Annotated in this window: 26 protein-coding genes, 1 tRNA gene and 1 riboswitch; of the genes, 21 read left to right on the top strand and 6 right to left on the bottom strand. The window is 49.8% G+C overall.

All coding sequences use genetic code 11. The features are described 5' to 3' along the window. Nucleotide 1: 1 nt before the first annotated feature. Together Q6A92_RS16455 and Q6A92_RS16460 are read left to right on the top strand one after the other, a co-directional pair. Nucleotides 2-343, top strand: coding sequence for a MazG-like family protein (locus Q6A92_RS16455; RefSeq protein WP_274401431.1), 342 nt, complete (start codon nt 2-4; stop codon nt 341-343). Nucleotides 344-561: 218 nt separating this feature from the next. Continuing rightward, entirely contained in the window at nt 562-954 is a 393-nt protein-coding gene (locus Q6A92_RS16460; protein WP_332238758.1) for a hypothetical protein, read from the top strand. A 759-nt stretch (nt 955-1,713) separates the two neighbouring features. Here Q6A92_RS16460 and Q6A92_RS16465 read toward each other — a convergent pair. Continuing rightward, nucleotides 1,714-2,073: a Lin0512 family protein gene (locus Q6A92_RS16465; RefSeq protein ID WP_274401427.1), complete on the bottom strand. Its 360-nt coding sequence runs from the start codon at nt 2,071-2,073 to the stop codon at nt 1,714-1,716. Nucleotides 2,074-2,504: 431 nt separating this feature from the next. Between Q6A92_RS16465 and Q6A92_RS16470 the strand changes: the two genes are divergently transcribed. From Q6A92_RS16470 to Q6A92_RS16485, 4 genes are all read left to right on the top strand, one after another. Beyond that, entirely contained in the window at nt 2,505-3,584 is a 1,080-nt protein-coding gene (locus Q6A92_RS16470; RefSeq protein WP_332238759.1) for a BMP family lipoprotein, read from the top strand. 339 nt (nt 3,585-3,923) lie between these two features. After that, entirely contained in the window at nt 3,924-5,447 is a 1,524-nt protein-coding gene (locus Q6A92_RS16475; RefSeq protein ID WP_332238760.1) for an ABC transporter ATP-binding protein, read from the top strand. Further along, the gene (locus Q6A92_RS16480; protein ID WP_274401424.1) at nt 5,444-6,511 is read left to right on the top strand and encodes an ABC transporter permease; all 1,068 of its coding nucleotides are present in this window, start codon (nt 5,444-5,446) and stop codon (nt 6,509-6,511) included. The genes Q6A92_RS16475 and Q6A92_RS16480 overlap by 4 nt, the downstream gene beginning before the upstream one ends. Next, entirely contained in the window at nt 6,508-7,473 is a 966-nt protein-coding gene (locus Q6A92_RS16485; protein ID WP_332238761.1) for an ABC transporter permease, read from the top strand. Before Q6A92_RS16480 ends, Q6A92_RS16485 begins: the two co-directional genes overlap by 4 nt. 299 nt (nt 7,474-7,772) lie before the next feature. On the opposite strand, the gene Q6A92_RS16490 is transcribed toward Q6A92_RS16485, so the two are convergent. Beyond that, nucleotides 7,773-8,492 carry a DsbA family oxidoreductase gene (locus Q6A92_RS16490; RefSeq protein ID WP_274401421.1) on the bottom strand — a complete coding sequence of 240 codons (720 nt, stop codon included), beginning with the start codon at nt 8,490-8,492 and terminating at the stop codon, nt 7,773-7,775. A 406-nt stretch (nt 8,493-8,898) separates the two neighbouring features. Here Q6A92_RS16490 and Q6A92_RS16495 point away from each other — a divergent pair, with 406 nt between their 5' ends. Beyond that, entirely contained in the window at nt 8,899-9,504 is a 606-nt protein-coding gene (locus Q6A92_RS16495; RefSeq protein WP_332238762.1) for a histidine phosphatase family protein, read from the top strand. A gap of 60 nt (nt 9,505-9,564) precedes the next feature. Here the strand turns inward: Q6A92_RS16495 and Q6A92_RS16500 are convergent. Then, nucleotides 9,565-9,635 (bottom strand) — tRNA-Gly (locus tag Q6A92_RS16500). A gap of 138 nt (nt 9,636-9,773) precedes the next feature. Here Q6A92_RS16500 and Q6A92_RS16505 point away from each other — a divergent pair. Both Q6A92_RS16505 and Q6A92_RS16510 read left to right on the top strand, forming a co-directional pair. Beyond that, nucleotides 9,774-10,043, top strand: coding sequence for an ACT domain-containing protein (locus Q6A92_RS16505; RefSeq protein ID WP_274401419.1), 270 nt, complete (start codon nt 9,774-9,776; stop codon nt 10,041-10,043). Nucleotides 10,044-10,064: 21 nt separating this feature from the next. After that, complete coding sequence (locus tag Q6A92_RS16510) at nt 10,065-11,420, top strand: PFL family protein (protein WP_274401418.1); 1,356 nt, start codon at nt 10,065-10,067, stop codon at nt 11,418-11,420. Between the two features lie 174 nt (nt 11,421-11,594). Here Q6A92_RS16510 and Q6A92_RS16515 read toward each other — a convergent pair whose 3' ends face one another. After that, entirely contained in the window at nt 11,595-11,765 is a 171-nt protein-coding gene (locus Q6A92_RS16515; RefSeq protein WP_274401417.1) for a hypothetical protein, read from the bottom strand. Nucleotides 11,766-12,059: 294 nt separating this feature from the next. Between Q6A92_RS16515 and Q6A92_RS16520 the strand changes: the two genes are divergently transcribed. The 7 genes from Q6A92_RS16520 (at nt 12,060) to Q6A92_RS16550 (ending at nt 19,677) form a co-directional block, all read left to right on the top strand. Further along, nucleotides 12,060-12,929 carry a polyphosphate kinase 2 family protein gene (locus Q6A92_RS16520; RefSeq protein ID WP_274401416.1) on the top strand — a complete coding sequence of 290 codons (870 nt, stop codon included), beginning with the start codon at nt 12,060-12,062 and terminating at the stop codon, nt 12,927-12,929. A 305-nt stretch (nt 12,930-13,234) separates the two neighbouring features. Continuing rightward, nucleotides 13,235-14,791, top strand: coding sequence for a Ppx/GppA phosphatase family protein (locus tag Q6A92_RS16525; RefSeq protein ID WP_332238763.1), 1,557 nt, complete (start codon nt 13,235-13,237; stop codon nt 14,789-14,791). 14 nt (nt 14,792-14,805) lie between these two features. After that, nucleotides 14,806-15,669 carry a hypothetical protein gene (locus tag Q6A92_RS16530; RefSeq protein WP_332238764.1) on the top strand — a complete coding sequence of 288 codons (864 nt, stop codon included), beginning with the start codon at nt 14,806-14,808 and terminating at the stop codon, nt 15,667-15,669. A 111-nt stretch (nt 15,670-15,780) separates the two neighbouring features. Beyond that, nucleotides 15,781-16,782 carry a UDP-glucose 4-epimerase GalE gene (gene galE / locus Q6A92_RS16535; RefSeq protein ID WP_332238765.1) on the top strand — a complete coding sequence of 334 codons (1,002 nt, stop codon included), beginning with the start codon at nt 15,781-15,783 and terminating at the stop codon, nt 16,780-16,782. A gap of 150 nt (nt 16,783-16,932) precedes the next feature. Next, a riboswitch (SAM riboswitch) is annotated at nt 16,933-17,046 on the top strand. Between the two features lie 122 nt (nt 17,047-17,168). Then, nucleotides 17,169-17,987, top strand: coding sequence for a MetQ/NlpA family ABC transporter substrate-binding protein (locus Q6A92_RS16540; protein ID WP_274401411.1), 819 nt, complete (start codon nt 17,169-17,171; stop codon nt 17,985-17,987). 12 nt (nt 17,988-17,999) lie between these two features. Next, nucleotides 18,000-19,013, top strand: coding sequence for a methionine ABC transporter ATP-binding protein (locus Q6A92_RS16545; protein ID WP_332238766.1), 1,014 nt, complete (start codon nt 18,000-18,002; stop codon nt 19,011-19,013). 1 nt (nt 19,014) lies between these two features. Next, a complete protein-coding gene (locus Q6A92_RS16550; RefSeq protein WP_274401409.1) occupies nt 19,015-19,677 on the top strand; it encodes a methionine ABC transporter permease in 663 nt (220 codons plus the stop codon). Here the strand turns inward: Q6A92_RS16550 and Q6A92_RS16555 are convergent. Beyond that, nucleotides 19,674-19,844 carry a hypothetical protein gene (locus Q6A92_RS16555; RefSeq protein ID WP_332238767.1) on the bottom strand — a complete coding sequence of 57 codons (171 nt, stop codon included), beginning with the start codon at nt 19,842-19,844 and terminating at the stop codon, nt 19,674-19,676. The two genes, Q6A92_RS16550 and Q6A92_RS16555, sit on opposite strands and share 4 nt — an antisense overlap. A gap of 163 nt (nt 19,845-20,007) precedes the next feature. On the opposite strand from Q6A92_RS16555, the gene Q6A92_RS16560 reads away from it, so the two are divergent. The 3 genes from Q6A92_RS16560 (at nt 20,008) to psiE (ending at nt 21,226) form a co-directional block, all read left to right on the top strand. Further along, entirely contained in the window at nt 20,008-20,226 is a 219-nt protein-coding gene (locus Q6A92_RS16560; RefSeq protein ID WP_274401408.1) for a helix-turn-helix transcriptional regulator, read from the top strand. Continuing rightward, nucleotides 20,223-20,693, top strand: a complete 471-nt coding sequence (locus Q6A92_RS16565) for a hypothetical protein (protein ID WP_274401407.1) — start codon at nt 20,223-20,225, stop codon at nt 20,691-20,693. Before Q6A92_RS16560 ends, Q6A92_RS16565 begins: the two co-directional genes overlap by 4 nt. Before the next feature lie 128 nt (nt 20,694-20,821). Further along, nucleotides 20,822-21,226: a phosphate-starvation-inducible protein PsiE gene (gene psiE, locus Q6A92_RS16570; RefSeq protein WP_274401405.1), complete on the top strand. Its 405-nt coding sequence runs from the start codon at nt 20,822-20,824 to the stop codon at nt 21,224-21,226. Between the two features lie 240 nt (nt 21,227-21,466). Here psiE and Q6A92_RS16575 read toward each other — a convergent pair whose 3' ends face one another. Continuing rightward, entirely contained in the window at nt 21,467-22,597 is a 1,131-nt protein-coding gene (locus Q6A92_RS16575) for a glycerol dehydrogenase (RefSeq protein ID WP_274401404.1), read from the bottom strand. A gap of 323 nt (nt 22,598-22,920) precedes the next feature. Between Q6A92_RS16575 and Q6A92_RS16580 the strand changes: the two genes are divergently transcribed. Both Q6A92_RS16580 and nfsA read left to right on the top strand, forming a co-directional pair. Then, complete coding sequence (locus tag Q6A92_RS16580; protein ID WP_332238768.1) at nt 22,921-23,850, top strand: manganese-dependent inorganic pyrophosphatase; 930 nt, start codon at nt 22,921-22,923, stop codon at nt 23,848-23,850. A gap of 240 nt (nt 23,851-24,090) precedes the next feature. Continuing rightward, entirely contained in the window at nt 24,091-24,837 is a 747-nt protein-coding gene (nfsA, locus tag Q6A92_RS16585) for an oxygen-insensitive NADPH nitroreductase (RefSeq protein ID WP_332238769.1), read from the top strand.

Genomic DNA, 24,837 nt, shown 5'->3' on the forward strand with positions numbered 1-24,837 from the left:
AATGAATCTGTCGGAGGTACAGGATTGGGAGATAAACTTCTACAGCAAAAGGGGCTGGAAAGACCTCGGCCCGTTTATCAGGGCAGGATTTTTAATGGAAGAAGTCGGTGAAGTGTCCAGAGCTGTCCGTGCCTATGAGATTGGCCGGGATCATCCTGAAGAACGGAAAAAGTCGAAAAGCGAAATCCGACAAAATCTGGCTGAAGAAATGGGCGATGTGCTGTCCAATCTGGCCGTTCTTGCCGGCCTCTACCACATAAGCCTTGAAGAGATTGTACGGGCGCATCAGGATAAATTAAAGAAGCGCTTCAAAAATAGTAACAGTAAAGGAGAAGAGGCCTAAGGATGGCCGGCGGGGGGAATTTTTAATGGCCGGCCGTCGACACGATGTTGCCATAGAAGAAGCTTTTTCGCTTCGTTCATCTCCCTGATAAAAAAGGTGATTCATGTGGCTGCGGCGAAATGATTAATGATGTAATGGTGCCGACGCGTTCGGTTTCAAGACTCACTCATGCAGCAGCCGTTTGGGCTATACAGGCTGCGAAAAAGGAGGAATGACGGATGGAAAAAACGGGTGACTCATTAAATCGTCAGGCAGACAGCGAGCCTTCATCATTTGTTGAGCGCTTTTTTACGCGCTTTTTGAAGCCAAAGGACGTCTCAACCGTTTTCGGAGAAACCATCGATGCCGGCAAAAAACAAATCGTCCCCGTGGCGAGGGTCCGGTATATGGGCGGCGGCGGTGGCGGTACCGCGGCAAGAAAAGATGATTTGCCTACGGACAGGGGAGGTGGAGGAGGCGGATATCTTTCGGTCAAACCGCTTGGTTTCTACGAAATTACTGAGGAAAAAACCACGTTCAAACCGGCCGTCGATATAAACTTCTTTATTCTGATTGCTACCATATTTACATTGGGACTGGCCCTGATTATTAAAAAATCGATCAAGAAATAAAAGGCAGCCCTCATTTTGATAGCTTTTCAAAATGGGGGCGGTTTGCTGTCTGCCTCTATCCGGTTCCCAAAGTCGATGGCCGTGGAATGGCCAAATGAACCAGTACGTCATCCAGTTACGCACCTGGCAATTTCAGTCTCATCTTTCACCCCTTCAGATCGTTACGCCTATTATAACTTTTTCAGATTTACACCGCTAAAAATGGAGTGAGTATCTTCATCATCCGGCGGCCGCAAAAATGTTGAATCCATCATCGTTCCTCATTCCAGAGTCACAGCGTTCAATCACGGATTTTTAACTAAATTAGAGATAGAGAGCGGATCTTTAGAAAAAGATTCATGGAAAACAGACTCGTATTTCTTTGTCAGCCGGGTCGGCAAAGTGCACCGTCATCCGGTTGTCAACTATCCGCGGCGGCTCATCCAGGCCGGCGGCTTGCGCTCCTATTGTCGATCACGCGCGCGAGGCTCGTCCCGCGGCCGGGCCTGTATCGGGCTTTCAACGCCTGGTCGCATATCCAAACGCGTAAATAAAAGCTCCGATTCAAACAGAATCGGAGTCTGTGATCCGGGCCCGTTACAGGTCCTTCACAATGATTATTTCCGTACGTGTTTTTGGACCGCTTGGGCAGATATCATCCGCTGCCCGCATGAACCCGATCGGATCTTGGCGGGAAACGGAAAACCCGATCATTTTTAGTCGCTTGTACCTGTTAAGCCGGCGTTTTCGCTGCAGATTGGACGCTGCAATTATTCTGTATCAATAGCCGACTTCGACAGAGGCGTTGACAATATACATCAGGTCATTCTTATCGTTTTTTTCCTTCAGAACAATGCCGCTCGGGGCCGCCATTCCGCCGTCCGCAACGTCGACAGTGACCGTTCCGTACGGTATTTCGGCTTTCACCTTGTCTCTGTCCAGGGAATCCTTGTCAAGTGGAACAGCCAGACGGATATTGACCTTCATATTGTTCAGATCATGGTCAGGCAGAAATTCGGTAATGCCGGGCATTGAGTTTTTATGGATGGCGTCAATGACCGCACGTACCGCGGCTGTTGTCACATCCTGACCGTGCACATCAACCCCGACGCCGGTTTCGATAAACAGAAGATGTTCCATATTTATTCCCCCTCTTGCCTATAATAATCACATTTATTATAGCAGAACGAAAAAGTCACCCACAAATACGGATGATCGAACACTATGTCAGAAAATATAACAAAACTTGTCCGTTTTTCTGTGAAATGATCTAAACTTGGGAAGGCGTGCGGGATAGATTAAATAGGTGCTTGTATAAAAGAGAGACGGAATCCATCCGGCAGCGCCGTGTTGTCTGAAAGAGACGGGGAGCAGGACATAGTTCCTATCTATAGGCTGTGTTCATGAAAAAACGGACGCTCAGGGGTGAAAATTGTTTGAAAAGCGAACGATTTATAAAAAATGCTTTTTAATTTTCGCCTTTTGCCTGTTTTTAATATTTATTTTTTTTCATAGATAGGCTATAGTTAAATTTGTGAGTTGCGACATTAAGAAAAACAGGGGGAGTTTTTGTGTTCAAAAAGAGAATAGCGATCCTTGCAGCATGCGTTGTCGTCCTTGCGACAATTCTCGCAGGCTGCGGCGGCAGCACGACCGCAGGCACTGCCGGCAAGAGCACTTTTAAGGCCGGAATGGTTACGGATACCGGCGGTGTGAATGACAAATCTTTTAACCAGTCTTCATGGGAAGGCCTGCAGAGCTTTGCCAAGGCTAACCGGTTAAAAGTGGGAACGGATGTCAAGTATCTTCAGTCGACACAGGCATCCGATTATTCTCCGAACCTGAATCAGCTCGTCCATCAGAGCTATAATGTGGTCTTCGGCATTGGCTTCCTGATGCAGAATGATGTACAGAATGTGGCTGAACAGAATCCTAATGCCAAACTCGGCATCATTGATGCGGTTGCTGTAGGAAAGGACAATAAGCCGCTGAAAAATGTGGCCAGCATAACTTTTAAGGAAGAGCAGGGTTCGTTCCTCGTCGGCGTTGTGGCCGGTATGATGACAAAAACAAATCAGGTCGGTTTTATCGGCGGTGTTAATTCGGCCCTGATTAAAAAGTTCGAAAATGGTTTCAAAGCCGGGGTCAAGGCGGTTAACCCGAAGGCGAGTATCGATGTCCAGTATGCAGGTGCCTTCAATGCTCCCGATAAGGGGCAGGCTATTGCCTCAACGATGTATACGAAGGGCGCAGACATTATTTATGCTTCAGCAGGCGACACCGGGAACGGCGTATTTACCGAAGCAAAAGACCGGACAAAGAACGGAAAGAAGGTCTGGGTCATCGGTGTCGACAAGGATCAGTATGCTCAGGGACTTCCTCAAAACGTTACGTTAACTTCAATGGTTAAACGCGTAGACAAAGCCATCTATGATGTTGCAACGAAAGCCAAGGCAGGTAAATTCCCCGGCGGCCAGGTGCTTATGTACGGGCTGAAAGAAAACGGCGTCGGTATCGCTCCGACAACAAAGAACATGCCTCAGAACGTGCTTGATCGTGTGAATGCCTACAAACAGAAAATTATTGACGGCAGCATCAAGGTGCCGACAACAGACCGGGAATATCAAACATATCTTTCTAACTTGAAGTAAGATGCACTGACCTGATGGATGAGGCGGATGGCGCCCCATCCATCATTATTGTTATTTTTAGGGCTGTTTTCTTAAGTGCCTGTTTAAGAAATCGTCTAATAATCGGCCGGAATCCTCTGTTACGGTCCGTGTCTCGAGGAGCCGCGGGATTTTCATTCATGACTTTTTTAAATGCACGATCCGCATGACAAATTATAAGCAGTCTCCATTTCAACATTCGGCACTCATTTGAAGACTTCTTCAGCCAATATAATGAACGGTATACGTGGTTTATTGAGTTGCTTGTCATCTATCTAATCAAGAACATCAAGTACATAATTTGAGATTGGAGACAGAGAAATGCCCTACGCGATTGAGATGAAGCATATCAGGAAAGCATTTCCCGGTATTATCGCCAATGACGACATTACCCTTCAGGTGAAGGAAGGAGAAATACATGCTCTTTTCGGGGAAAACGGGGCGGGAAAATCGACGCTGATGAATGTGCTGTTCGGCCTTTACCAGCCGGATGAAGGTGAAATCTATGTTCACGGGAAAAAAGTGCGGATTGCCGATCCGAATGATGCCAATCGTCTCGGAATCGGGATGGTTCATCAGCATTTCATGCTTGTCGAAAAATTTACAGTTGCTGAAAATATCATACTGGGCAGAGAGCCGACGATTCATGGCAGGCTGGACATGGCCGGAGCCGTAAAGATTGCCAGGGATCTGTCGGAAAAATACGGACTTGACGTGGATCCGGCAAAAAAAGTGGAGGACATAACAGTGGGTATGCAGCAGCGTGTGGAGATTCTCAAGACGCTGTACCGCGGATCGGATATCCTGATTTTCGATGAGCCGACAGCCGTGCTGACACCGCTTGAAATCAAAGAATTGATTGACATCATGAAGCGTCTTGTCAAAGAAGGCAAATCGATCATTCTGATTACGCACAAACTTAAAGAGATCTTTGAGGCATGCGACCGCTGCACCGTCATCCGCCGCGGGAAAATAATCGGCACTGTCGGTATCGGCGAGACGAATCCGGGCGACCTGGCAGATATGATGGTCGGCCGAAAGGTGAACGTCCAGATTAATAACGCGCCTTATGAGCCCAAGGAAAAAGTGCTTGAGATCAGGAACCTGACTGTGCTGGATACCAGAAGGGTCAAAGCATTGAATCAGCTGAATCTGACCGTACACGGCGGGGAAATTATGGGCATCGCCGGTGTGGACGGCAACGGCCAGACGGAGCTCGTTGAGGCGATTGCGGGACTTCGAAAAGTAAAAGAAGGCGCCATTGAAATCAACGGCAATGATGTGACCCACTGTAAAACCAGAAAAATCATTGAAGCAGGACTGGGCTATATTCCAGAAGACCGGCAGAAACACGGGCTGGTGCTGGACTTTTCAATCGGCGAGAACATGGTTCTTCAGACTTACTATAAACAGCCCTATTCGTATGCGGGCGTACTGAACCATAAGGTGATTTCAAAAAAAGCGAGACAACTGATCCATGAATATGACGTGCGGACGCCCGGCGAGCATACCCTGGCGCGTTCGCTGTCCGGAGGCAACCAGCAAAAAGTGATTGTCGCCCGCGAAGTGGACCGCAGCCCGCAGCTGCTCGTTGCAGCGCAGCCGACCCGCGGGCTTGATATCGGAGCCATTGAGTTTATACACGGAAAACTGCTTGAAGAGAAGGAGAAGGGGAAAGCGGTACTGCTTGTTTCGTTTGAACTGGATGAAATCCTTCACTTGAGCGACCGTATTGCCGTCATTTTCGAAGGACGTATTATCGATATTGTCAATCCGAAAGAAACCAATGAAAATGAACTCGGCTTGCTGATGGCCGGCCGCAAAACAGAGGGGGCGCGGGCATGAGTAAAATGCTGAGTAAACTTCAGTGGATGAAGCTTCTGGTGCCTATTGTGTCCGTGGTGCTGGGCCTGCTCTGCGGCGCCGTGATCATGGTGGCTGCGGGCTACAATCCGCTTTTGGCCTATGGATCCATTGTTCAATCCATTTTTCTTCAGCCCTATTATGCGGGGGAAACAATCCGTGCCATGATTCCGCTGGTCCTGGCGGGACTTGCCGTAGCTTTTGCCTTCCGCACGGGTCTGTTTAATATCGGTGTTGAGGGACAGCTGCTTGTCGGATGGTTTGCATCGGTTGCGGCGGCGATTGTGCTGGCCGGGCTACCCAAAGTTATTCTGCTTCCGCTCTGCATCCTGGCAGGCGGGGCTGCCGGGGGACTATGGGGCTTTCTTCCGGGATTCCTGAAAGCACGCTTCAAAGTCCATGAGGTCATTTCGACCATTATGATGAACTATATCGCCCTCTATACGACCAGCTATCTCATCAAAAATTTTCTCTATACAGAAGGCGAACGAACGCCGACGATTCCTTCTTCAGCGTCGCTCGCTTCTCCGGCCCTCGCCAATCTGACGCAGGGCTCCAGGCTGCACTGGGGCTTTATCGTTGCCATCCTTGCTGCAGCCGCCATGTGGTTTATCCTGTGGAAAACAACGAGAGGTTATGAACTTCGGTCGGTCGGCTTCAGCCCGGACGCCTCAAAGTACGCGGGAATGAATGTCAGCAGCAATATCATTCTGTCGCTGACTATCTCAGGCATATTTGCCGGACTTGCCGGTGCAATGGAAGGACTGGGCACATACCAGTATATGATGATTAATTCGACGTTTACCGGTATCGGGTTTAACGGAATTGCCGTTGCCCTTCTGGGGCTGAACACGCCCGTCGGTGTCATTCTCGCCGGAGCGCTGTTTGCAGGGCTGCAGACAGGCGGGCTGACGATGCAATCGGTGGCGGGCGTGCCTGTTGAACTGATTCAGATCGTTATTGCCCTTATTATTTTCTTTGTCGGATCCAGCTATGTAATTAAATGGGCACTGCTTCGTTTTTCAATGAGGGGGCATAAAAATTGAGCATTCTTGAAGTTCTTGCGATCATTGTTCCTTCGACGCTTTTGACGGCGGCGCCGTTAATTTTCACGTCATTGGGCGGTGTTTTTTCTGAGCGTTCCGGGGTTGTCAACATTGGCCTGGAAGGCTTGATGTCCGTCGGTGCATTCACGGCGGCGATCGCCACATTGTTCCTTGAACATGCGGGTCTGGGCAATGCTTCGCCATGGATCGCCATTCTTATTGCGGCGGTTGCCGGAGCCATTTTTTCTTTGATCCATGCCGTCGTCTCGATCACTTTCAGAGCGGATCAGACGGTCAGCGGCGTTGCTCTCAATTTTCTGGCGGCGGGACTGACAATATTTCTTGTTAAGCTGATTTATAACGGGAATGGACAGACGCCTTACATTGCGCACAATATTAATAAAATCAGCGTTCCTTTACTATCCAATATTCCGATCGTCGGCCCTATTTTCTTTCAGCAGGTCACCTATACGTCTTATCTTGCAATATTGGTGTCGTTTGCTGTCTGGTATATCATTTTCAAGACTACTTTCGGTCTTCGTCTGCGTTCTGTCGGCGAGCATCCTGCCGCGGCGGATACGCTGGGTATCAATGTCACCCGCATGCGCTATATCGGCGTCATGCTGAGCGGCTTTTTCGGCGGAATCGGCGGCGCCGTTTACCTGGTGACGATTACGGCGAATTACAATGTTTTGACCATTGCCGGCCAGGGCTTCCTGGCGCTTGCCGCCATGGTGTTCGGCAAATGGCATCCGATCGGCGCGATGGGCGCCTCGCTTTTCTTCGGGTTCGCCCAGGCGCTCAGTATCACGAGTCAGCAGATTCCTTATATTGACCGGCTTCCATCGGTTGTGATGATGATCGCGCCCTATGTTCTGACGCTTATTGTTCTGACAGGATTTGTCGGGCGCGCCGAGCCGCCGAAGGCAGACGGGATCCCGTATGTTAAAGGACAGAGATAACGGCGAGTCTCTGGAATATAAAAAAAGCGCTGTATTAAAGGTGTCCTATAGAGTCAGAAAGCCTGCTTTATAGGACACCTTTATACTTTTTATATAGGAAAGAAAAATGTGTGAAAAGAAGAGGCGAGGCACGGTATCGTTGATTAATCCGTGCTTTGCCCAATCAGCTGCCTTATTGCCGAAAATCGATTGCTGAGCGCTTTATAAATTCGCCGGCTCCTATTTCTCATTCTTCGGTTCGGCTCAGGCTTTTTCTGTTCGGGGGGCTTGTCTCCGTTGTGGGGCAAAACGGCCTCCGTTTATTTTTCAGGAATGACGCAGCTTCCGTCCGCACATGTAACATCTTTTTCAGTCGAAAGATCCTGAAAGGCAGGTGATGCGGCCTCTTCCTGCCACGCCGTTTCTAAGGCGGATCGAAAAGTCTCCGGCGGTTGTGCGCCTGAAACGGCATATTTCGAATTGAAGAGGAAGAAAGGAACGCCGGTGATCCCGTATTGACGGGCAAGTGCCTCGTCCTTTCGGACATCATCGGCAAATGCCTTTTGATCCTGCAGGACCTTCTCCGCTTCTGTGCGGTCGAGTCCGGCGGATTCCGCAAGGGCCGATAGTGTCTTGCGATCGCCGATATCCCGGCCTTCCGTGAAATGCGCTTTGAAAAGTTTTTCGGAAAGGACTGCGTCCCGGTTCTGAGTTTTTGCATACTTGGCGAGCCGATGCGCATCAAATGAATTCGTCGGTTTCATTTTTTCGAAATCAAACAGCAGGCCGAGTTCCGCTGCCTGAGCGGCGACGCCTTGATTCGCCTGTTTTGCCTGTTCGATGGATATTCCGTATTTTTTTGCAAGAATGTCTTCAATGCGCAGCCCGGAGTAAACGGGGGCATTCGGATCAAGTTCGAAGCTCCTCCATTCAATGTTCGTCTGATCTTTATGCGGAAATTGCGCCAAAGCGTTCTCTAAACGATGTTTTCCTATATAACAGAATGGGCAGACAAAATCGGACCATACTTCTATCTTCACTTTTTATTCACCTCATTTATTCAGTTAACGCTTATCATACCATAAAACCGCGGCATGCTGGCGCAGTATGCTCACCTCCTTTATTGTGCCGATCTGGGTTTCAATTCTGTCCGATGGGGTGCGTATTGAAATCATCCGGCTTTTTGGAAAGAGCCTTTTAAAAATTTGCCTGGGGAGGAGCCGGCGGCCTGATGGACGCACAGCAGTGTCTGGCCTTGTCTGCATGGTTTAAATTGAAAAAAATTTTTATGTCTCTCAAATAAGCCGGCAAAAAAAATGCGGAATTTATCAGCGCACAAGTTCTGTTTTTTCGTTATAATGAATTTACACAGTTTGTCAGGCTGAAGTGCCGGGGAAGCCTTGCCGGTACCGGGCCGGCGCTTCAGACAGTTTCAGCAGATGGAGGATGAATGAATTGACAGCGATATGCCTCCTCAGGCATGGAGAAACGGAGTGGAATGCGGCCGGAAGACTGCAGGGACGCGAAGATATTCCCTTGAATGCCAAAGGAAAAGAACAGGCGGAAAGAGTCGGGCAGTATCTGCAGCGTACGGAATTTGCCGCCGTATTTACGAGCCCGCTGGCCAGGGCAAAGGAAACGGCCCGGATTGTCAACGGATATATCGGCGGCCTTCCTATGTTTGAAAGCGGCGACTTTACCGAGAAAGACTACGGACTGGCGTCGGGAATGACCGTTCAGGAGCGTGACAGCCATTTTCCGGACGGCAGGATCCCGGGGATGGAACCGTTCGATCAGATAGAGAAGCGTGCCATGAGCGGGCTGGAAGGGATCAGAAGGCGTTTTCCGGACGGACTTATTCTGCTTGTGGCGCACGGCGGCCTGATTAACACCATTCTGGCACTGCTGTCGGAAGGCAGAATCGGAACCGGGAAAACAAAACTGTTCAACACATGCATCAGTCATATCATTTCAGACGGAAGCTCCTGGCAGATCATCGACTATAACCGGATCGATCATTTAGGCAGCTTCGGCAAAGTAACCAGCATCTGACCGGGCCGCGGGACAAAGCAAAAAGGAGCGAATCGTTCGCTCCTTTCCGAAAACATGATAAGCGGGTGATGGGAATCGAACCCACGACGAGAGCTTGGGAAGCTCTAATTTTACCATTAAACTACACCCGCATGCTGTTGAAGACAAAAATTATAATAAAGGAAAAGATCTTTTTTGTCAAATGACGGCTGAAAAACAGGCGGCTCGATCCGACGGATCCGGGTGTCCTGGCATACCGGCAATCATTGAAATGATGGGAGCGAAAGACAGTGAAAGCTATTTTAACAGTAATCGGCAAGGACAACGTAGGCATCATTGCCGGCGTCAGCAGCCAGCTTGCAGACTTTGAAATCAATATTCTGGATGTGACGCAGACGATTATGAACGGCTATTTTACTATGATGATGATTCTCGACTTATCGAAAGCGGCCGAGAATTTCGGCGAAATTAAAAGAGTGCTGTCCGAGAAGGGCGAGGCACTGAACGTTCAGATTAAAATTCAGAGAGAAGAAATTTTTACTTCGATGCACAGTCTATGATACGGAGGTTCTTGAACAACGATGGAGACGACAAAAATACTGGAAACAATCCGGATGATTGAAGAAGAAAAACTGGATATCCGGACAATCACGATGGGTATTTCTCTTTTGGACTGTATTGAAAGCGACGGTTCGAAGGCAAGAAAAAAGATATACGACAAAATCACACGGCTTGCGGAACACTTGGTCAAGACCGGCGAAGACATCGCCGATGAATTCGGCATTCCGATCATACATAAGCGTATTTCCGTGACGCCTATTGCGCTTGTTGCCGGTGCGTCGGGAGATACGGACTATACTGCCTATGCCGAAACGCTCGATCGGGCGGCAAAGGCAACCGGGGTTAATTTTATCGGCGGATTCAGCGCACTGGTCCAGAAAGGATATACGGCCGGCGACCGGCGCCTGATCCGGTCGATTCCCGACGCGCTTCGGACGACGGAACGTGTCTGTTCTTCGGTTAATGTCGGTTCGACGCGATCGGGAATTAACATGGATGCGGTCGCGGAAATGGGACGGATCATCAGGAAAACGGCGGAACTGACGGCAGACCGGCAGGGGCTGGGATGCGCCAAACTGGTTGTTTTTGCCAATGCCGTTGAAGATAATCCGTTCATGGCCGGAGCTTTCCACGGTATCGGAGAAGCCGACTGCATTCTCAATGTCGGCGTCAGCGGGCCCGGAGTGGTCAAGAGGGCGCTAGAGAAAGTAAAGGGAGAGCGCTTCGATGTCGTTTCGGAAACGATCAAGAAGATTGCGTTTAAAATTACGCGCATGGGCCAGCTTGTCGGCCAGGAGGCCTCGAAACGGCTCGGCGTGCCGTTCGGCATTGTCGATCTTTCTCTCGCCCCCACGCCGGCCGTCGGCGATTCCGTCGCCCGCATTCTTGAAGAAATGGGACTGGAGTCCGCAGGCACGCACGGAACGACGGCGGCGCTTGCCCTGCTGAATGATGCGGTGAAGAAGGGCGGGGTTATGGCATGTAGCCATGTCGGCGGCCTGAGCGGTGCCTTTATACCGGTTTCCGAGGATGCGGGCATGATTGAAGCCGTCGAAAACCGTTCCCTCAATCTGGAGAAACTGGAGGCGATGACCGCGGTTTGCTCGGTCGGCCTGGATATGATCGCCATTCCCGGGGACACGCCCGCCGAAACTATTTCCGCGATGATCGCCGACGAAGCGGCCATCGGCGTGATTAATAATAAGACCACGGCTGTACGGGTAATCCCTGCACCGGGCAAAAAAGTGGGAGACAGCGTCGAATTCGGCGGGCTGCTCGGCCATGCACCGGTCATGGCGGTGAACGGCCGTTCATCGGCGGATTTCATCGTGCGCGGCGGGCGTATTCCCGCACCGATCCATTCCTTTAAGAATTAAGAAACAGCCATTTTTGCATGCCGGCTCAATTCGGCTGATTTCTGATCGGAGGGAAGGTGTTAAACCGCACCGTTCCGAACGTTTTTGGTATAATGAATGCACGGGCTTTTTTAATGGCTGATTCTCACAATCAAAAGGGATCCGTGCGATTGTCCGCGGATCCCTTTTGACGACTTATTTATTTTGCTGCTTTGTTTCACTGATGCTGTCATTGCCGGTTCTCTGAGCACGTTCTTTTTCTTCAATCGAATGTTCGTCAAGCGGCTGTGCAAATTCTTCGTCGTCGAAATCAGCTGATTTGGCCCGCTTGTTCAGCTGTTCCGCATCTGTTTCATGCTTTGGCATTTGTTTTTCACGGCTTTCTGATAAAATTCGGCATGTTGCGTTTGCCGTTCTTTTAGTATTGACGGCTTTCATTCAATTTATCCCGAGCGGCCCGGCCGGATGGATAAATGGGTCTCCTTCCGGTGTACAGAGTACCGTTTGCGGGCATATTAAAGGCGTTGCCGGATCTTTTGCCGGGAGCCTGATTCGGCGGATCGGGGACAGGCGAATCCATTAATCGTTCATACAGGGAAAATGATTTGCGGAGGCTGATATTTGGAAGGCCCGCGCAGCATTACAAGGGGGAGCGCACATATGGCAAAGGGAAGACTGGATCGGGTGGACCTGACTCAACACATTGAAAGCAGGAAAAAATATAATAAAAAATTGGAAAAGTATCAACTGAAACTTTTGGCTCTGCAGCATCAGCTTGTCGAAAATAAGATTGCCGCTGTTTTTGTTTTTGAAGGCTGGGATGCGGCCGGAAAGGGCGGCGCGATCAAACGGGCTGTTGCCAACCTTGATCCGAGGCGCGTTCGCGTGACCTCGATCGCCGCCCCTGCTCCCCATGAGAAAAGGTATCATTACATGCAGCGTTTCTGGCGCAAGATTCCGCAATACGGCCAAATTGCGATTTTCGACCGTTCCTGGTACGGCCGGGTGCTTGTCGAGCGGATCGAGGGTTTCGCTGAAAAGAAAGAATGGAAACGCGCTTATGACGAATTGAACGATTTTGAGAAACTGCTGACCGACGATCACTATATCATTGAAAAATTCTGGCTGCACATCAGCAAGGATGAACAATACAGGCGCTTCAAGGAGCGCGAGGAAAATCCGATGAAGCGCTGGAAAATTACAAGCGAAGACTGGCGCAATCGGGCAAAATGGGATGAGTACGTCGAGGCGGCGGAAGAAATGTTCGAGAAAACGGACCGTCCGAATGCGCCCTGGCATATTATTCCGGCGAACAGTAAGTGGTTCGCCCGCATCGCCGTCGTGAAACAGATGGTCAAGGCAATCGAAACTTACTTAATAAAACGCGGAATTCCTGTTCAGTCCTATCCTGATCGCGGTGAAATAGATGAGTCTGAGGAACGTTTCGAGCACAGGCTTATTTCCGGCAGCGGTTTTGCGGAAAAAGATTCCGGCAAGGGGGCCGAAACGGCGGAATCGGGCCGGAACTGACAGAAACAGGATAAAAATCGCTTTAAAATAAATGGAAAGTCGGATAAAGCGTCCAACGTCCCGAATTTCGGACGCCGGCGCTTTTATTGTCCTTTCACCATTAAGAGTGTCTTCAAATTTTTTGCATCCCACTTCTGCCGTAATTAGGCTATACTTTAAATGCGGAAAAATAGCGGCACAAACCGGACACTAAGCGGTGAATCCCGCCCGCCTGCACGGTTCCGGGAAACGGGCCGTCTGTTGTGGCGCCCGGTTCGCCGGCATGCGCCGTCCGGTTTCCATATGATCAGTGAGGAGGCTATACAGTGGAGATTGTGCGAAAACATGCGATGATCGACATCGGTTCAAACTCCATTCGGCTGGTAGTTATCGGCATAGACAAGAACTTTTTTTTTAAGGAACTGCATAACTTCAAGGCGGTTGCCAGGCTCAGCAACTACATAGATGAAGATGAAAATTTAAGTCAGGAAGGAATCTCTATCCTTCTGACCGTTCTGAAACGGTTTCAATCGATTCTCGGCCGGGAAAAAAATGTGACGGCGATTGATGCCGTCGCGACGGCGGCGATGCGCAAGGCGAAAAATCGTGACTGGGTATTTGCCCTCGCCAAGAAACAGACCGGACTGACCATTCGTCTGCTTTCGGGTCTAAAAGAAGCTTATTATGGTTATTATGCGATTATCAACTCAACATTCATAGAAAACGGCATTTCCATCGATATCGGCGGCGGCAGCACGGAAGTCACGATGTTTCTGAACCGCAAGCTGATTCATGCCCATTCTTTTCCATTCGGTGCCGTGACCCTGTATCATACGTTCTATGCACCCGGAGACACTAATGTGGGAAAAATGCTGAAGTCATTTCTGATCAAGACCTTTTCCCAATTCGACTGGCTGGTCGATCAGGAACTCCCGGTGATCGGCATAGGCGGGAGTGCGCGCAACCTGGCGCGTATCGATCAGATACAGGAGCACTATCCGATGGTCGGGCTTCATCAATATACAATGCCGCGTGAACGCCTGGACGCCTTGACGAACACGCTGGCTTCAATGACCATCGAAGCGCGCGGGTCGATGGACGGACTTTCAAAAGACCGTGCCGATATCATTCTTCCTGCCGCTGTCGTCATTAATACACTCGTCGGGCTGAATCGCGGCGGCACGTTTATGCTGAGCGGCGAAGGAATCCGCGAGGGCGTTTTTTATGAATGGCTTCTGGGCGCAAAGGGTGTGAATCAGATTCCATACGTACTGAATGAAAGCATTCGCTATTTGAGAAAAAATTTTAACCTGGACGCAAATCATACGAGTTACGTTAAAGCGCTTGCGTTCCAGATTTTCGACGGAATCAGTCCGGCGATTGAACAAAAATATTCCAAAAAAAGAACGGCGTGGCTTCTGTCGCACAGTGCGGACCTGGCCTATATCGGTGAATATGTGAATAACGAGTCAAGCAGCGCGCATACCTTTTATTTATTGACAAATATTAATATCAACGGAATCAGCCACCATGACCGGCTTGCCGTTGCACTGATTGCTTCATTCAAGTCGCAGCCGAACCTTCTCGATTTTGCCGCACCGTTTCATAAAATGGTCACCAAAGAAGAGTTGAAGCTTTATGAAATTCTGGGGGCGGTACTGCGTCTGGCTCATGATTTCGACCGGACAAGACAGCATGTCGTTGACGAAGTAAAGGTTAAAATTTCAAGGAAAAAACCGCTGCAGCTCAGTGCCTATTATCACGATGATCCGTTCTTCGAAGACCAGGCAGCGCAAAAACATAAGAAACATCTTGAACGCGCCCTCCAGATGCCGATTACCGTCACCTTCAAAGAACGGGCGGGCCGCTTATTTAAGCGATAAGGGAAGAGAGAGACATGAATTCGGAAAATCCCGCCATTGAAAGAAGCCAGTTGTTCGGCCGGCTGCTCTCAAACCGCCGGCTGCTTATCGAAAAGAAAACGAGGGAGGGGCCGCTTTCTGCCGATATACGGCTGCTCAGTGCCATTGCAGACGATCTGGATCGCTTTTTTATTCTAAAAACATACTTTCTGAATCAGTCATCCGCTCTTCCGCAGAATCGTGAAACAGAAAAAGAGGCTGCTTTTTTCGGCTTCTGCCGCCGGATCGTTTCAGAACAGGCCGACTTTTTCCGGGAGATTGTCCTGCCCAAATTGCTGGATGAACACATCCTTTATGATTCCTCCGTAGCGTCGGATCGTGCGCTGCTTCATGATCGTTTTGAGAAAATTGTTTTCCCCGCCCTCACCCCCTTAGTTCTTGACGCCTCACATCCCTTTCCGCGGCTTCAGAACCGGACGCTGAATCTGGCTGCCGCTCTGAGACGCGACGGAAAGGCGGGGCTCGGCCTCGTTCAGGTTCCCCCCTTGCTTCCCCGCTGCTTCCTGCTGTCGGAACAACCGCCCGTGTTTATCTTTCTTGAAACCATGATTATGGAACAGATCCCGCGGCTGTTCAGCGACCCGGTCACCGGGGTCTCTTCATTCAGGGTGACACGCAAAGAAATGGCCGCCGAAGAAACCGAACCGAAAGGGCAGGGCAGGATTGTCCGGCTGGAAATTCAGACGCCGGTCTCCTCCTTTATAAAGCAAACACTGATGAAGGTTCTGAAGCTGGGAGAAAAGAGTGTCTTCCTGTCTGCGAGCCCGCTCGATCTCAGCTGTTTAACGGCGATCGGCAGCTATATGGATGAGCAGCGCCCGCCGCTGATCTGTCCCTGATCAGCCGCCGGCCTGCGGCGGCCGCACTTGTCAAAATCAGCCGGATGATGGACAATGATGGTGTCTGCAAGATGAAAAAATACGATCCATCCGCTGGGAAGGAGTCTGGCAATGTCTATTTTAGTATTGGGCGGTGCGGGTTATATCGGCTCGCACGCCGTCTATCAGCTGATTGATGCAGGAACCGACGTCGTCGTTGTCGACAGCCTGCAGACCGGGCACAGAGAAGCGCTGCATCCGGATGCCAAATTTTATCAGGGCGATATCCGTGACAAAAGGTTCCTCGATTCGGTTTTTAAAAAGGAAAAAATTGAAGGTGTCATCCATTTCGCCGCCAATTCTCTGGTCGGCGAGTCGGTTGAAAAACCGCTGAAGTATTTCAATAATAACGTCTACGGCATGCAGATTCTGCTTGAAGTGATGCAGGAAAACGATGTCAGACATATTGTCTTCTCGTCGACGGCGGCAACTTACGGCGAGCCGGAACAGGTGCCGATTACCGAAACGATGCCGACTCGGCCGACCAATCCGTACGGAGAAACGAAGCTGACGATGGAAAAAATGATGAAATGGTGCGACCGTGCCTACGGCATGCGTTTTGTCGCCTTGCGCTATTTCAACGTGGCCGGAGCGAGCAAAACGGGCAAGATCGGTGAAGACCACCACCCGGAGACCCATCTGATACCGATTGTGCTGCAGACGGCGGCCGGCGAGCGCGACAGGATTCTGATTTTCGGCGATGATTATCCGACAAAGGACGGCACATGCATCCGCGATTATGTGCACATTGAGGACCTGATTGCCGCCCATCGCCTGGCGCTCGCCTACCTGCTGAAAGGCGGGCAAAGCGATGTTTTCAATCTCGGATCGAGTGAAGGCTTCTCTGTGAAAGAAATTATCGAAGCGGCGCGCCGGGTAACCGGCAGGGCCATACCGGCGGAAATAGCGCCGCGCCGCGCCGGCGATCCAAGCACGCTGATCGCTTCTTCAGACAAGGCGAAGAAGATCCTCGGCTGGAAGCCTGAACACACGAGTATCCCGGAAATTCTGGCTGACGCCTGGTCCTGGCACAGCAGCCATCCGAAGGGCTATGCTTCAGTGAAAGCAAACTGATGCATCGTTTTTTATCCATCGGAATCGGCTGCCCGGCCGTCAGGAGCCGCTCGTTTAGACAGGAAAATTTTAATCTTCAGGCATTATCGACAATTTTTTGACATCGTCCTGATTTCGAGGTAAAATCAAATCATTGGCCAATTGAATACATTCTTATCCAGAGCGGCGGAGGGACTGGCCCGATGAAGCCCGGCAACCTAATTGTTATGTTAATTCAGGTGCCAATTCCTGCAGAATCCTTTTTCGGATTTTGAAAGATAAGAGAAGATCGGATCGATAAAGCTTCTCTTAACAGAGAAGCTTTTTTATTGCCGAATTTCTCTGGAAGGAAGTATTTGAAGGCTGGCAATTATAGTTATCATGTAAAAATACAGGGGGAAAACGGTTTGAAAAAGTTTACAGGAGTTTTGTCGGCTGTCCTGATTGTTTCTTTGATTTTTGTGCTGACCGCGTGCGGCAGCAGTTCTGCGAGCGGATTGAGCACGAAGGAAATCACGGTCGGAGTAACCGGCGGCCCGCACCAGCAGATCATGGAAGAAGTGGCCAAACTGGCAAAGAAAGACGGGCTCACGATTCATCTGAAAGTTTTCAATGATTACAACACGCCGAATACGGCACTGAACGATAAGGAACTGGATGCAAACAGTTATCAGACAATGCCCTTTCTAAAGGACCAGATTTCAAATAAAGGGTATAAAATCACAGATGCATTTAAAACGGTTGCTTTCCCGATGGGTATCTATTCCAAGAAGATTAAAAATTTAAAGGATCTTAAAAACGGAGACAAAATCGCCGTACCGAACGATCCGGCCAACGAACTTCGTGCGCTGCAGCTGTTTGAGAAAGCCGGCGTGATTAAGCTGAAGAAAGGGGCGGGCATCACGTCGACAAAAAGAGACGTCATCAGCAATCCGAAAAATCTGCAGATCGTTGAACTGGATGCCGCCCAGCTTCCGGCACAGCTCAATGAAGTAACCGCTGCGGCAATCAACACGAATTTTGCGATGGGCGCCGGCCTGACGGTTTTAAAAGATTCCATCTTCCACGAACCGCTCGTTAATAATCCATATGCCAACTATTTTGTCGTTCGTACAGATAACAAGAATGATAAAGTCGTGAAACAGGTAGAAAAATACTATCAATCTGCCGAAGTCAAGGCATATATTCAGAAAACGTTCGGCGGTTCCGTTGTTCCTGCATGGTAAGGAGGAAACATTTTGATCAAGCTGGAGCATGTGTCAAAGACGTTTAAAGTGGGTAAGAATAAAATTGAAGCTTTGAAAGACGTATCCGTGGAGATTAATAAAGGCGAGATATTCGGCGTGATCGGTTACAGCGGGGCCGGGAAAAGTACATTGATCCGCTGCGTGAACCTGCTTGAAAGGCCGACCGCAGGGAAAATCTTTGTCGACGATGTGGATGTCCTTTCTCTCGGCAGGAAGGATCTGCAGAAGCTGCGCCGGAAAATAGGCATGATCTTTCAGGGCTACAATCTGCTGGCGACGGCCGATGTTTATGACAATGTCGCGATTCCGCTTAAATTGGAAGGCGTTCCCAAAGAAAAAATTAAGCAGAGAACGGAAAAATATCTGGAAATCGTCGGCCTGAGCGATCGAAGCAAGGCTTTCCCGAGCCAGCTTTCAGGAGGACAGAAACAGCGTGTGGCGATCGCCCGCGCTCTGGCCCATGAGCCGGAAGTGCTGCTCAGCGATGAAGCGACGAGTGCGCTTGATCCGAATACAACGGATTCGATCCTTGAACTTCTGCTCAGGGTCAACAAAGAACTCGGCATTACAATCTTTCTGATTACCCATGAGCTCAATGTGATCCAGCGTATCTGCGACCGGGTCGCCGTCATGGAGAAGGGGCGAATCGTTGAAACGGGATCGGTGGTCGACATATTCGCCCGGCCGAAAGAAGCGATGACCAAACAATTTGTCCGCAGCGAATCGCGGTTCGGCATTCCTGCGAAACTGCTGCAAGATTTGCTTGCTTCCGGTCAATTAGTCAATCTGACTTTTCTGGGCGAATCGGCCAAGGATCCGTCTCTTGCGACGCTTGCCAGACGGTTTGATGTCCTGCCGAGCATTATTGCCGGCGGCATCGATCAATTGAAGGATCAGTCGATCGGCAGTCTTCTGGTGCATCTCAAAGGAGAGCCGGAGCAGATTGAAGCCGCAGTTCGTTTTTTGCAGGACGAAGGGATTATTGTGGAAGAGGTGAACGACTGACATGGCGGACTTTTTGAATCAATGGGGCGGCGCGATCTGGCAGGGATTTATCGAGACGATGCAGATGACCGTGATTTCTCTGCTTATTTCCATTCTTATCGGCATTCCGCTCGGTGTCTTTCTGGTGCTGACACGTAAGGGAGGCCAGGCAGAGAATCTGTCTGTCTACACATTTCTCAATGCGTTTATTAATGTGATCCGGTCGATTCCCTTCATCATTCTGTTATTTTTTATTCTTCCGTTTACAAAGCTGGTCGCCGGAACGACGATCGGCGTCCGCGGGGTCATTGTCCCCTTGGTCGTTGCCTGTGCGCCGTACATAGCACGTCTGATAGAATCGGCCATGCTTGAAGTTGACCGGGGGATTATTGAGGCATACCAGTCAATGGGCATTTCGACAACGAAAATTATCTGGAACGTGGTTATTCGCGAAGCACGTTCTTCGATTATTCTCGGCCTGACGATCGCGACAATCGGACTGATCGGCGAAACGGCGATGGCCGGTTTTGTCGGAGCGGGCGGCCTTGGCGATCTCGCTTATCAGTTCGGCTATGTCCGTTTTCAGCCGGACGTGATGTATGCCGTGATCATTATCCTGATTGTCATCGTCCAGATTATCCAGTCGGCCGGCAATGTGGTTGCAAGGAGACTGAAGAAAAACTAAAATATAAAACCTTCCGAAACAGGCAGCCGGTCCGCAGAAAAAAAGCGGACCGGCTGTTTTTCTGATGAACGAATGAAATGTTTGCATAGCAGCGTCTGCCGAGGTGCAACGGCGGCGCTGCTCATTTTTTCGGCCGGTTTGACAGCTTCCAGCGTCTGCTGCTTCATACGCTGCTATCCCGGCCGTCATTCAGCGATCCGGGCCGGTCGCGGGTCCAATTTCCGGCAATGAAAGCATTGACATTGTTCTTATTAACATGTAAGCTGTAAATGTTAAACTGGTTTAACATTATGTTAGATTGACTGGACATAATCAGTCTGGGGTGATCAAGTGCCGCGCATTCAAAATCATGTTAAAGAACTTCGGGCGCGCCATGATTGGACGCAGTCTCAATTGGCGGACAAAGTCAGTGTTACAAGACAGACCATTGCCTCTATCGAAAAGGGGGATTATGTGCCTTCACTGATGCTCGGCCTGCTGATCTGCAGTGCGTTTGAGCTTCCGATGGAAGAAGTATTTCAGTTAGAAAAAGGAGAGGATCATTCATGAGAAAGCTGAGGATTTCTTTTGTTCTCTGTTTTGTTTTCCTTATCTTTATAGGGCTTGCTGCAACACCCTTGATCTCTTTCACCGGCCAGGCCGCCGAAGCCATAAGGACGGACAGGGAGACGCTCACGCTCACAGTCAATCTTTTGCCGATTCTCCCTTTATTGATTCTGGGCCTGATAGAACTGATCATCTATCCTTTAAAAAGGAAAAAGCGGAAAGGCTCGTTCTGGCTGAATCCGCTCATAACGCCCTCGGAGGATGAACGGGAAAAGGCGATCAGTGCCGAGGCATGCAGAAAGGCGTTTGCGGCAACATGGGTCGCCGCTCCTTTCTGTGCGGTAATCATTGCTGTCTATCCGTTTTTTGCCGGAGCCTGGCCGATTTTTCCCGTGATGATTGTTCTTCTGATTCCATTTGTACAAATGACGGTTTATTTAACGGCAGTGAGGAAAATATATCGTTCTTAAAGGATCTGTGTCTTTTCAGACTAGTAAAGCGTTGTTAAGATAGTATAAGAGAGACAATGATATGCATACCCGCCATAATATCGACGGTTTGCATCATTTCAATTCGGTCAATCGCGGGAGCTAATCAGATGGAAAACAAAAAACTCGATCAATTGCTTGTGAGAGGCCTGCAGTGGATACTCAACATTGCATTGGGCACGCTGGCTGTTATTTTGAGTGTGGCGCTGATTAAAGAGACAATCCAGTTTTTTACCTATTTGTTTTTAAAAAATAACGCTTCTTATGATCATCTGCTTGAGGGAATTCTTATTTATTTCCTTTATTTTGAATTCATCGCGCTGATTATCAAATATTTTCAGGCGCATTACCATTTTCCGCTTCGTTATTTTGTATATATCGGGGTGACGGCGATCGTCCGTCTGATCGTGGTCACCCACAACGATCCCCGGTCGGTACTGCTGTATTCCATAGCAATTCTTGTGCTCGTCGGTGCGCTATACATCGCCAACACCAAACTGCTGAAAAGAGAATAGGAAGCCGGAAACGATCTTTCCTTTAGAATCCGGGGAAGCAGGCATTGCCGGGAAAACGGGAAAGGGAGGAGGAGCGGCAGACGGCTGAACGTATTCTTTAACGGCACGCTGCCGTGAGTTTTTTCGATAAGCCGCGGCCGGTGCGGATCATATAAAAAGAGCCCTCGCTTTAAAAAAACGAAGTGCTCTTGTTTTTGTTCATATTAGATATTCCTGATCCCGCTTAATGTCCGATACGGCTCAGTCGTGATAGGATTCAGCGATGGCATCGGCCGTCACGATCGCATTGAATACATCATCCGGAGTGACCTCGAACGGCATGTTGCCCATCGTATCGTTTTTCGCGCAGGACAGTTCGGCGACCTTGCGCCATTCGTCTTCTTTAAATTCCTTGAGGCCGAGGTCTTTCAATGTAAGCGGAAGACCGACGGCTTTAATGATTCTAATGACTTCTTCCATTTCCTCCTGAGGCGCGTTTTCCAGGACAAGCTGTACGAGAAGAGCGAATGTCACCTTTTCGCCGTGCTGGACACGGTGCAGCGCCGGTACTGCCGTCATTCCGTTGTGGATGGCATGAGCCGCAGCCAGGCCGCCGGATTCCGCACCGACGCCGCTCAGGTAGATGGTCGCTTCAATCGTTGCTTCAACGGCCGGAGTCGACAGTTTTCTTTCAACGGCGCGCAAAGCCGGAATCGCGTTGCGGCGGATCGTATCATAGCAAAGCTTTGCCAGTCCGACGCCGACAAGCGACGGCTTCAGGTTGGCAAGGTTGATGCCGTTCGACCGGTAGCAGGCGCGCGCCTCGAAATAGGTCGTCAATCCGTCGCCGACACCGGCAGCGAAGAAGCGTTTCGGCGCAGCGGCGAGAATATCGGTATCCGCAATGACCATGTCCGGGTTGCCGGGCAGGTACAGGTAATGATCGAACTGTCCTTCATTTGTATAAATGACTGCGATCGATGTACACGGGGCATCGGTTGAGGCAATCGTCGGATAAATGACGACCGGCAGCTTTTCATAGTAGGCGACCGATTTGGCCGTATCCAATGTTTTCCCGCCGCCGATGCCGACGATGACATTTGCTCCGGCTTCTTGTGCCAGTTTGCGGTTGCGGTCGATTTCCGTCTGTGAACATTCATAATTGAATTTCTCAAAAGCGGCTTTCTTGCCCGCGGCCTTGAACGAAGCCCCGGCTTCCTTGGCTGCCCGATCGACAATAAACTCATCGCAGATAAAGTAAGCGCTGTCACCCAACGGCGAAATGTAGTCGCTGATATTTGCCAAAATTCCCTTGCCGACTATAAATTTTCTTGGCGATGTTACTGATTTCGCCAGTTTCTCTGATTTTACCGATGCGGTTACACCTAACATAATAGAATCATCCTTTTCCTTCATTTAATAAGTTTATTATAGGTACTCGTTTAAAAGATTGCCAGTGAAAACGCTTAATTTAGTGAAACTTCTATGAACTATACTGGAATACGTCTTTTTTATGACTATGAATGGATGAATTATCATTGACAAAACGATAAAGAAGTATATACTAATTCGTCAGCAGCGCGGCGGCCTTCATATCGTCAAGGTACGCGGCTATTGAAATTGTCGGACACATAGGGTATGTTTTTGTTAAGAGACTATGAACGGGGTTATCCGGACTGTGAATAGCCAAATAAATATGATTAAGGGGTAGAAAAATGGAAAAAGTGCTGGTATTCGGGCATAAGAGCCCGGACACGGATGCAATTTGCTCGGCGATTGCGTTCGCTGACCTGAAAAAGCAGCTGGGAGAGAACGTGGAAGCAGTCCGCCTCGGCGAGCTGAACGGTGAAACGGAATACGTCCTGAATTACTTTCATGTTGAAGTGCCGCGTCTTGTCGGGACCGTTTCCGATGAGACGTCCGCGGTTTATCTTGTCGATCATAATGAACGGCAGCAAAGCGTGGACGACATTGGCAAAGTCGACGTGCTCTCCGTGGTCGATCATCACCGGATTGCGAATTTCGAAACAAAAGCGCCGCTTTATTATCGGGCGGAACCGGTCGGCTGCACGGCAACGATCCTCAATAAATTATATAAAGAAAACGGACTGGCTGTTCCGAAAACGATTGCCGGCCTGATGCTGTCGTCGATTATTTCCGACACGCTTCTTTTCAAATCGCCGACCTGTACGGAGGAAGATATAAAGGCAGCCCGCGAGCTTGAGAAAATTTCGGGCATTGAGGCGGAAAGCTACGGTCTCGACATGCTCAAGGCCGGCACGAATATCAGCGGCAAGACGGCTGAAGAACTGATCCGCCTCGATGTCAAACCGTTCGAAATGGGCCATTACTCGGTGGAAATTGCCCAGGTCAATGTCGTCGATACGAATGATGTTCTGTCGCACCGGAAGGAGCTTGAGACGGCGATTAACAAGGAAATCGATACGAAAAATCTTGATCTGTTCCTGCTGGCCGTAACAAATATCCTGACGAGCGACTCGGAAGCTCTGGTACTGGGCAAGGCCGCCGCTGCCGCCGAGACCGCCTTCAACGTGAAGCTGGTCAACCATACAGCGACGCTGAAAGGCGTCGTATCGCGCAAGAAACAGATTGTTCCTGTCCTGACCGAAGAACTGACGAAATAAAAAAAGGCGGCTCCGTCAAAAAGCAGTGGGGACTGGAAAAATGTTCTCCTGCTTTTTTAATTTTGAAAGCCCGAATTTTCACGTTATGAAAAAAAACAAAAATCCACTCCGCGGTCAGGCGCGTCGCTGGCGGAAGAGACGGTTGAAATTATATAATGGAAGGTGTTTTAAGAATCAATACGGATGTCGATGCAGACGCCGTTCAGAAAATATCAGAGTTTGCAAAGGAGATGCACGGGTGTGGAAACAAATGCCGTCATTGAGACGCTGTTAAGTCACCGGTCCATTCGCAAGTTTAAAAATAAAGCGCTGACGGAAGACCAGGTCAGGCTTCTGGTGGAAAGCGCGCAGGCCGCCTCGACATCAAGTTTTACCCAGTCCTACTCGATCATCGGGATCGACGATCCGGGCATCAAAAAACAGTTGCGCAAGATCGCCTACGATTCGGATTATGTCGAACATAATGGCTATTTTTTTGTTTTTCTGGCGGACCAGTACCGGAATAAAGTGATCGGCGAGCGCTATAAAAAAGATACATCCGTCCTGGATACGGCGCAGCGGCTGATCGTCGCGTTCGGCGACGCTTCTTTTGCGGCGCAGAATCTGGCTGTCGCTGCGGAATCGATGGGGCTCGGCATCTGCTATATCGGCAGCATCCAGAATGATATCAATAAGACAGCTGAAATTCTGCAGCTGCCGCAGGATGTCTATCCGATTTTCGGCCTGGCTGTCGGCTACCCGGATCAGGATCCGGAACAGAAGCCGCGCCTGCCGCTCGATGTTATTTTTCATCGGAATCACTACAATGCCAAACCTTCGGCGGATTCCCTCAAGACGTATGATCAAAAAATCGCTCATTACTATCAGACGCGGTCCGGCGGGACACGTGAGGAAACGTGGACCGGACAGATCGCCGGAGGTCTTGAACTGCCATACCGGAAAGCGCTGAAGCCTTTTCTTGAAAAGCAGCAGCTGGGCCTGCGTTAA

Origin of the sequence: Sporolactobacillus sp. KGMB 08714 (assembly GCF_036598985.1) — a bacterium.
Classification (GTDB): domain Bacteria; phylum Bacillota; class Bacilli; order Bacillales; family Sporolactobacillaceae; genus Sporolactobacillus.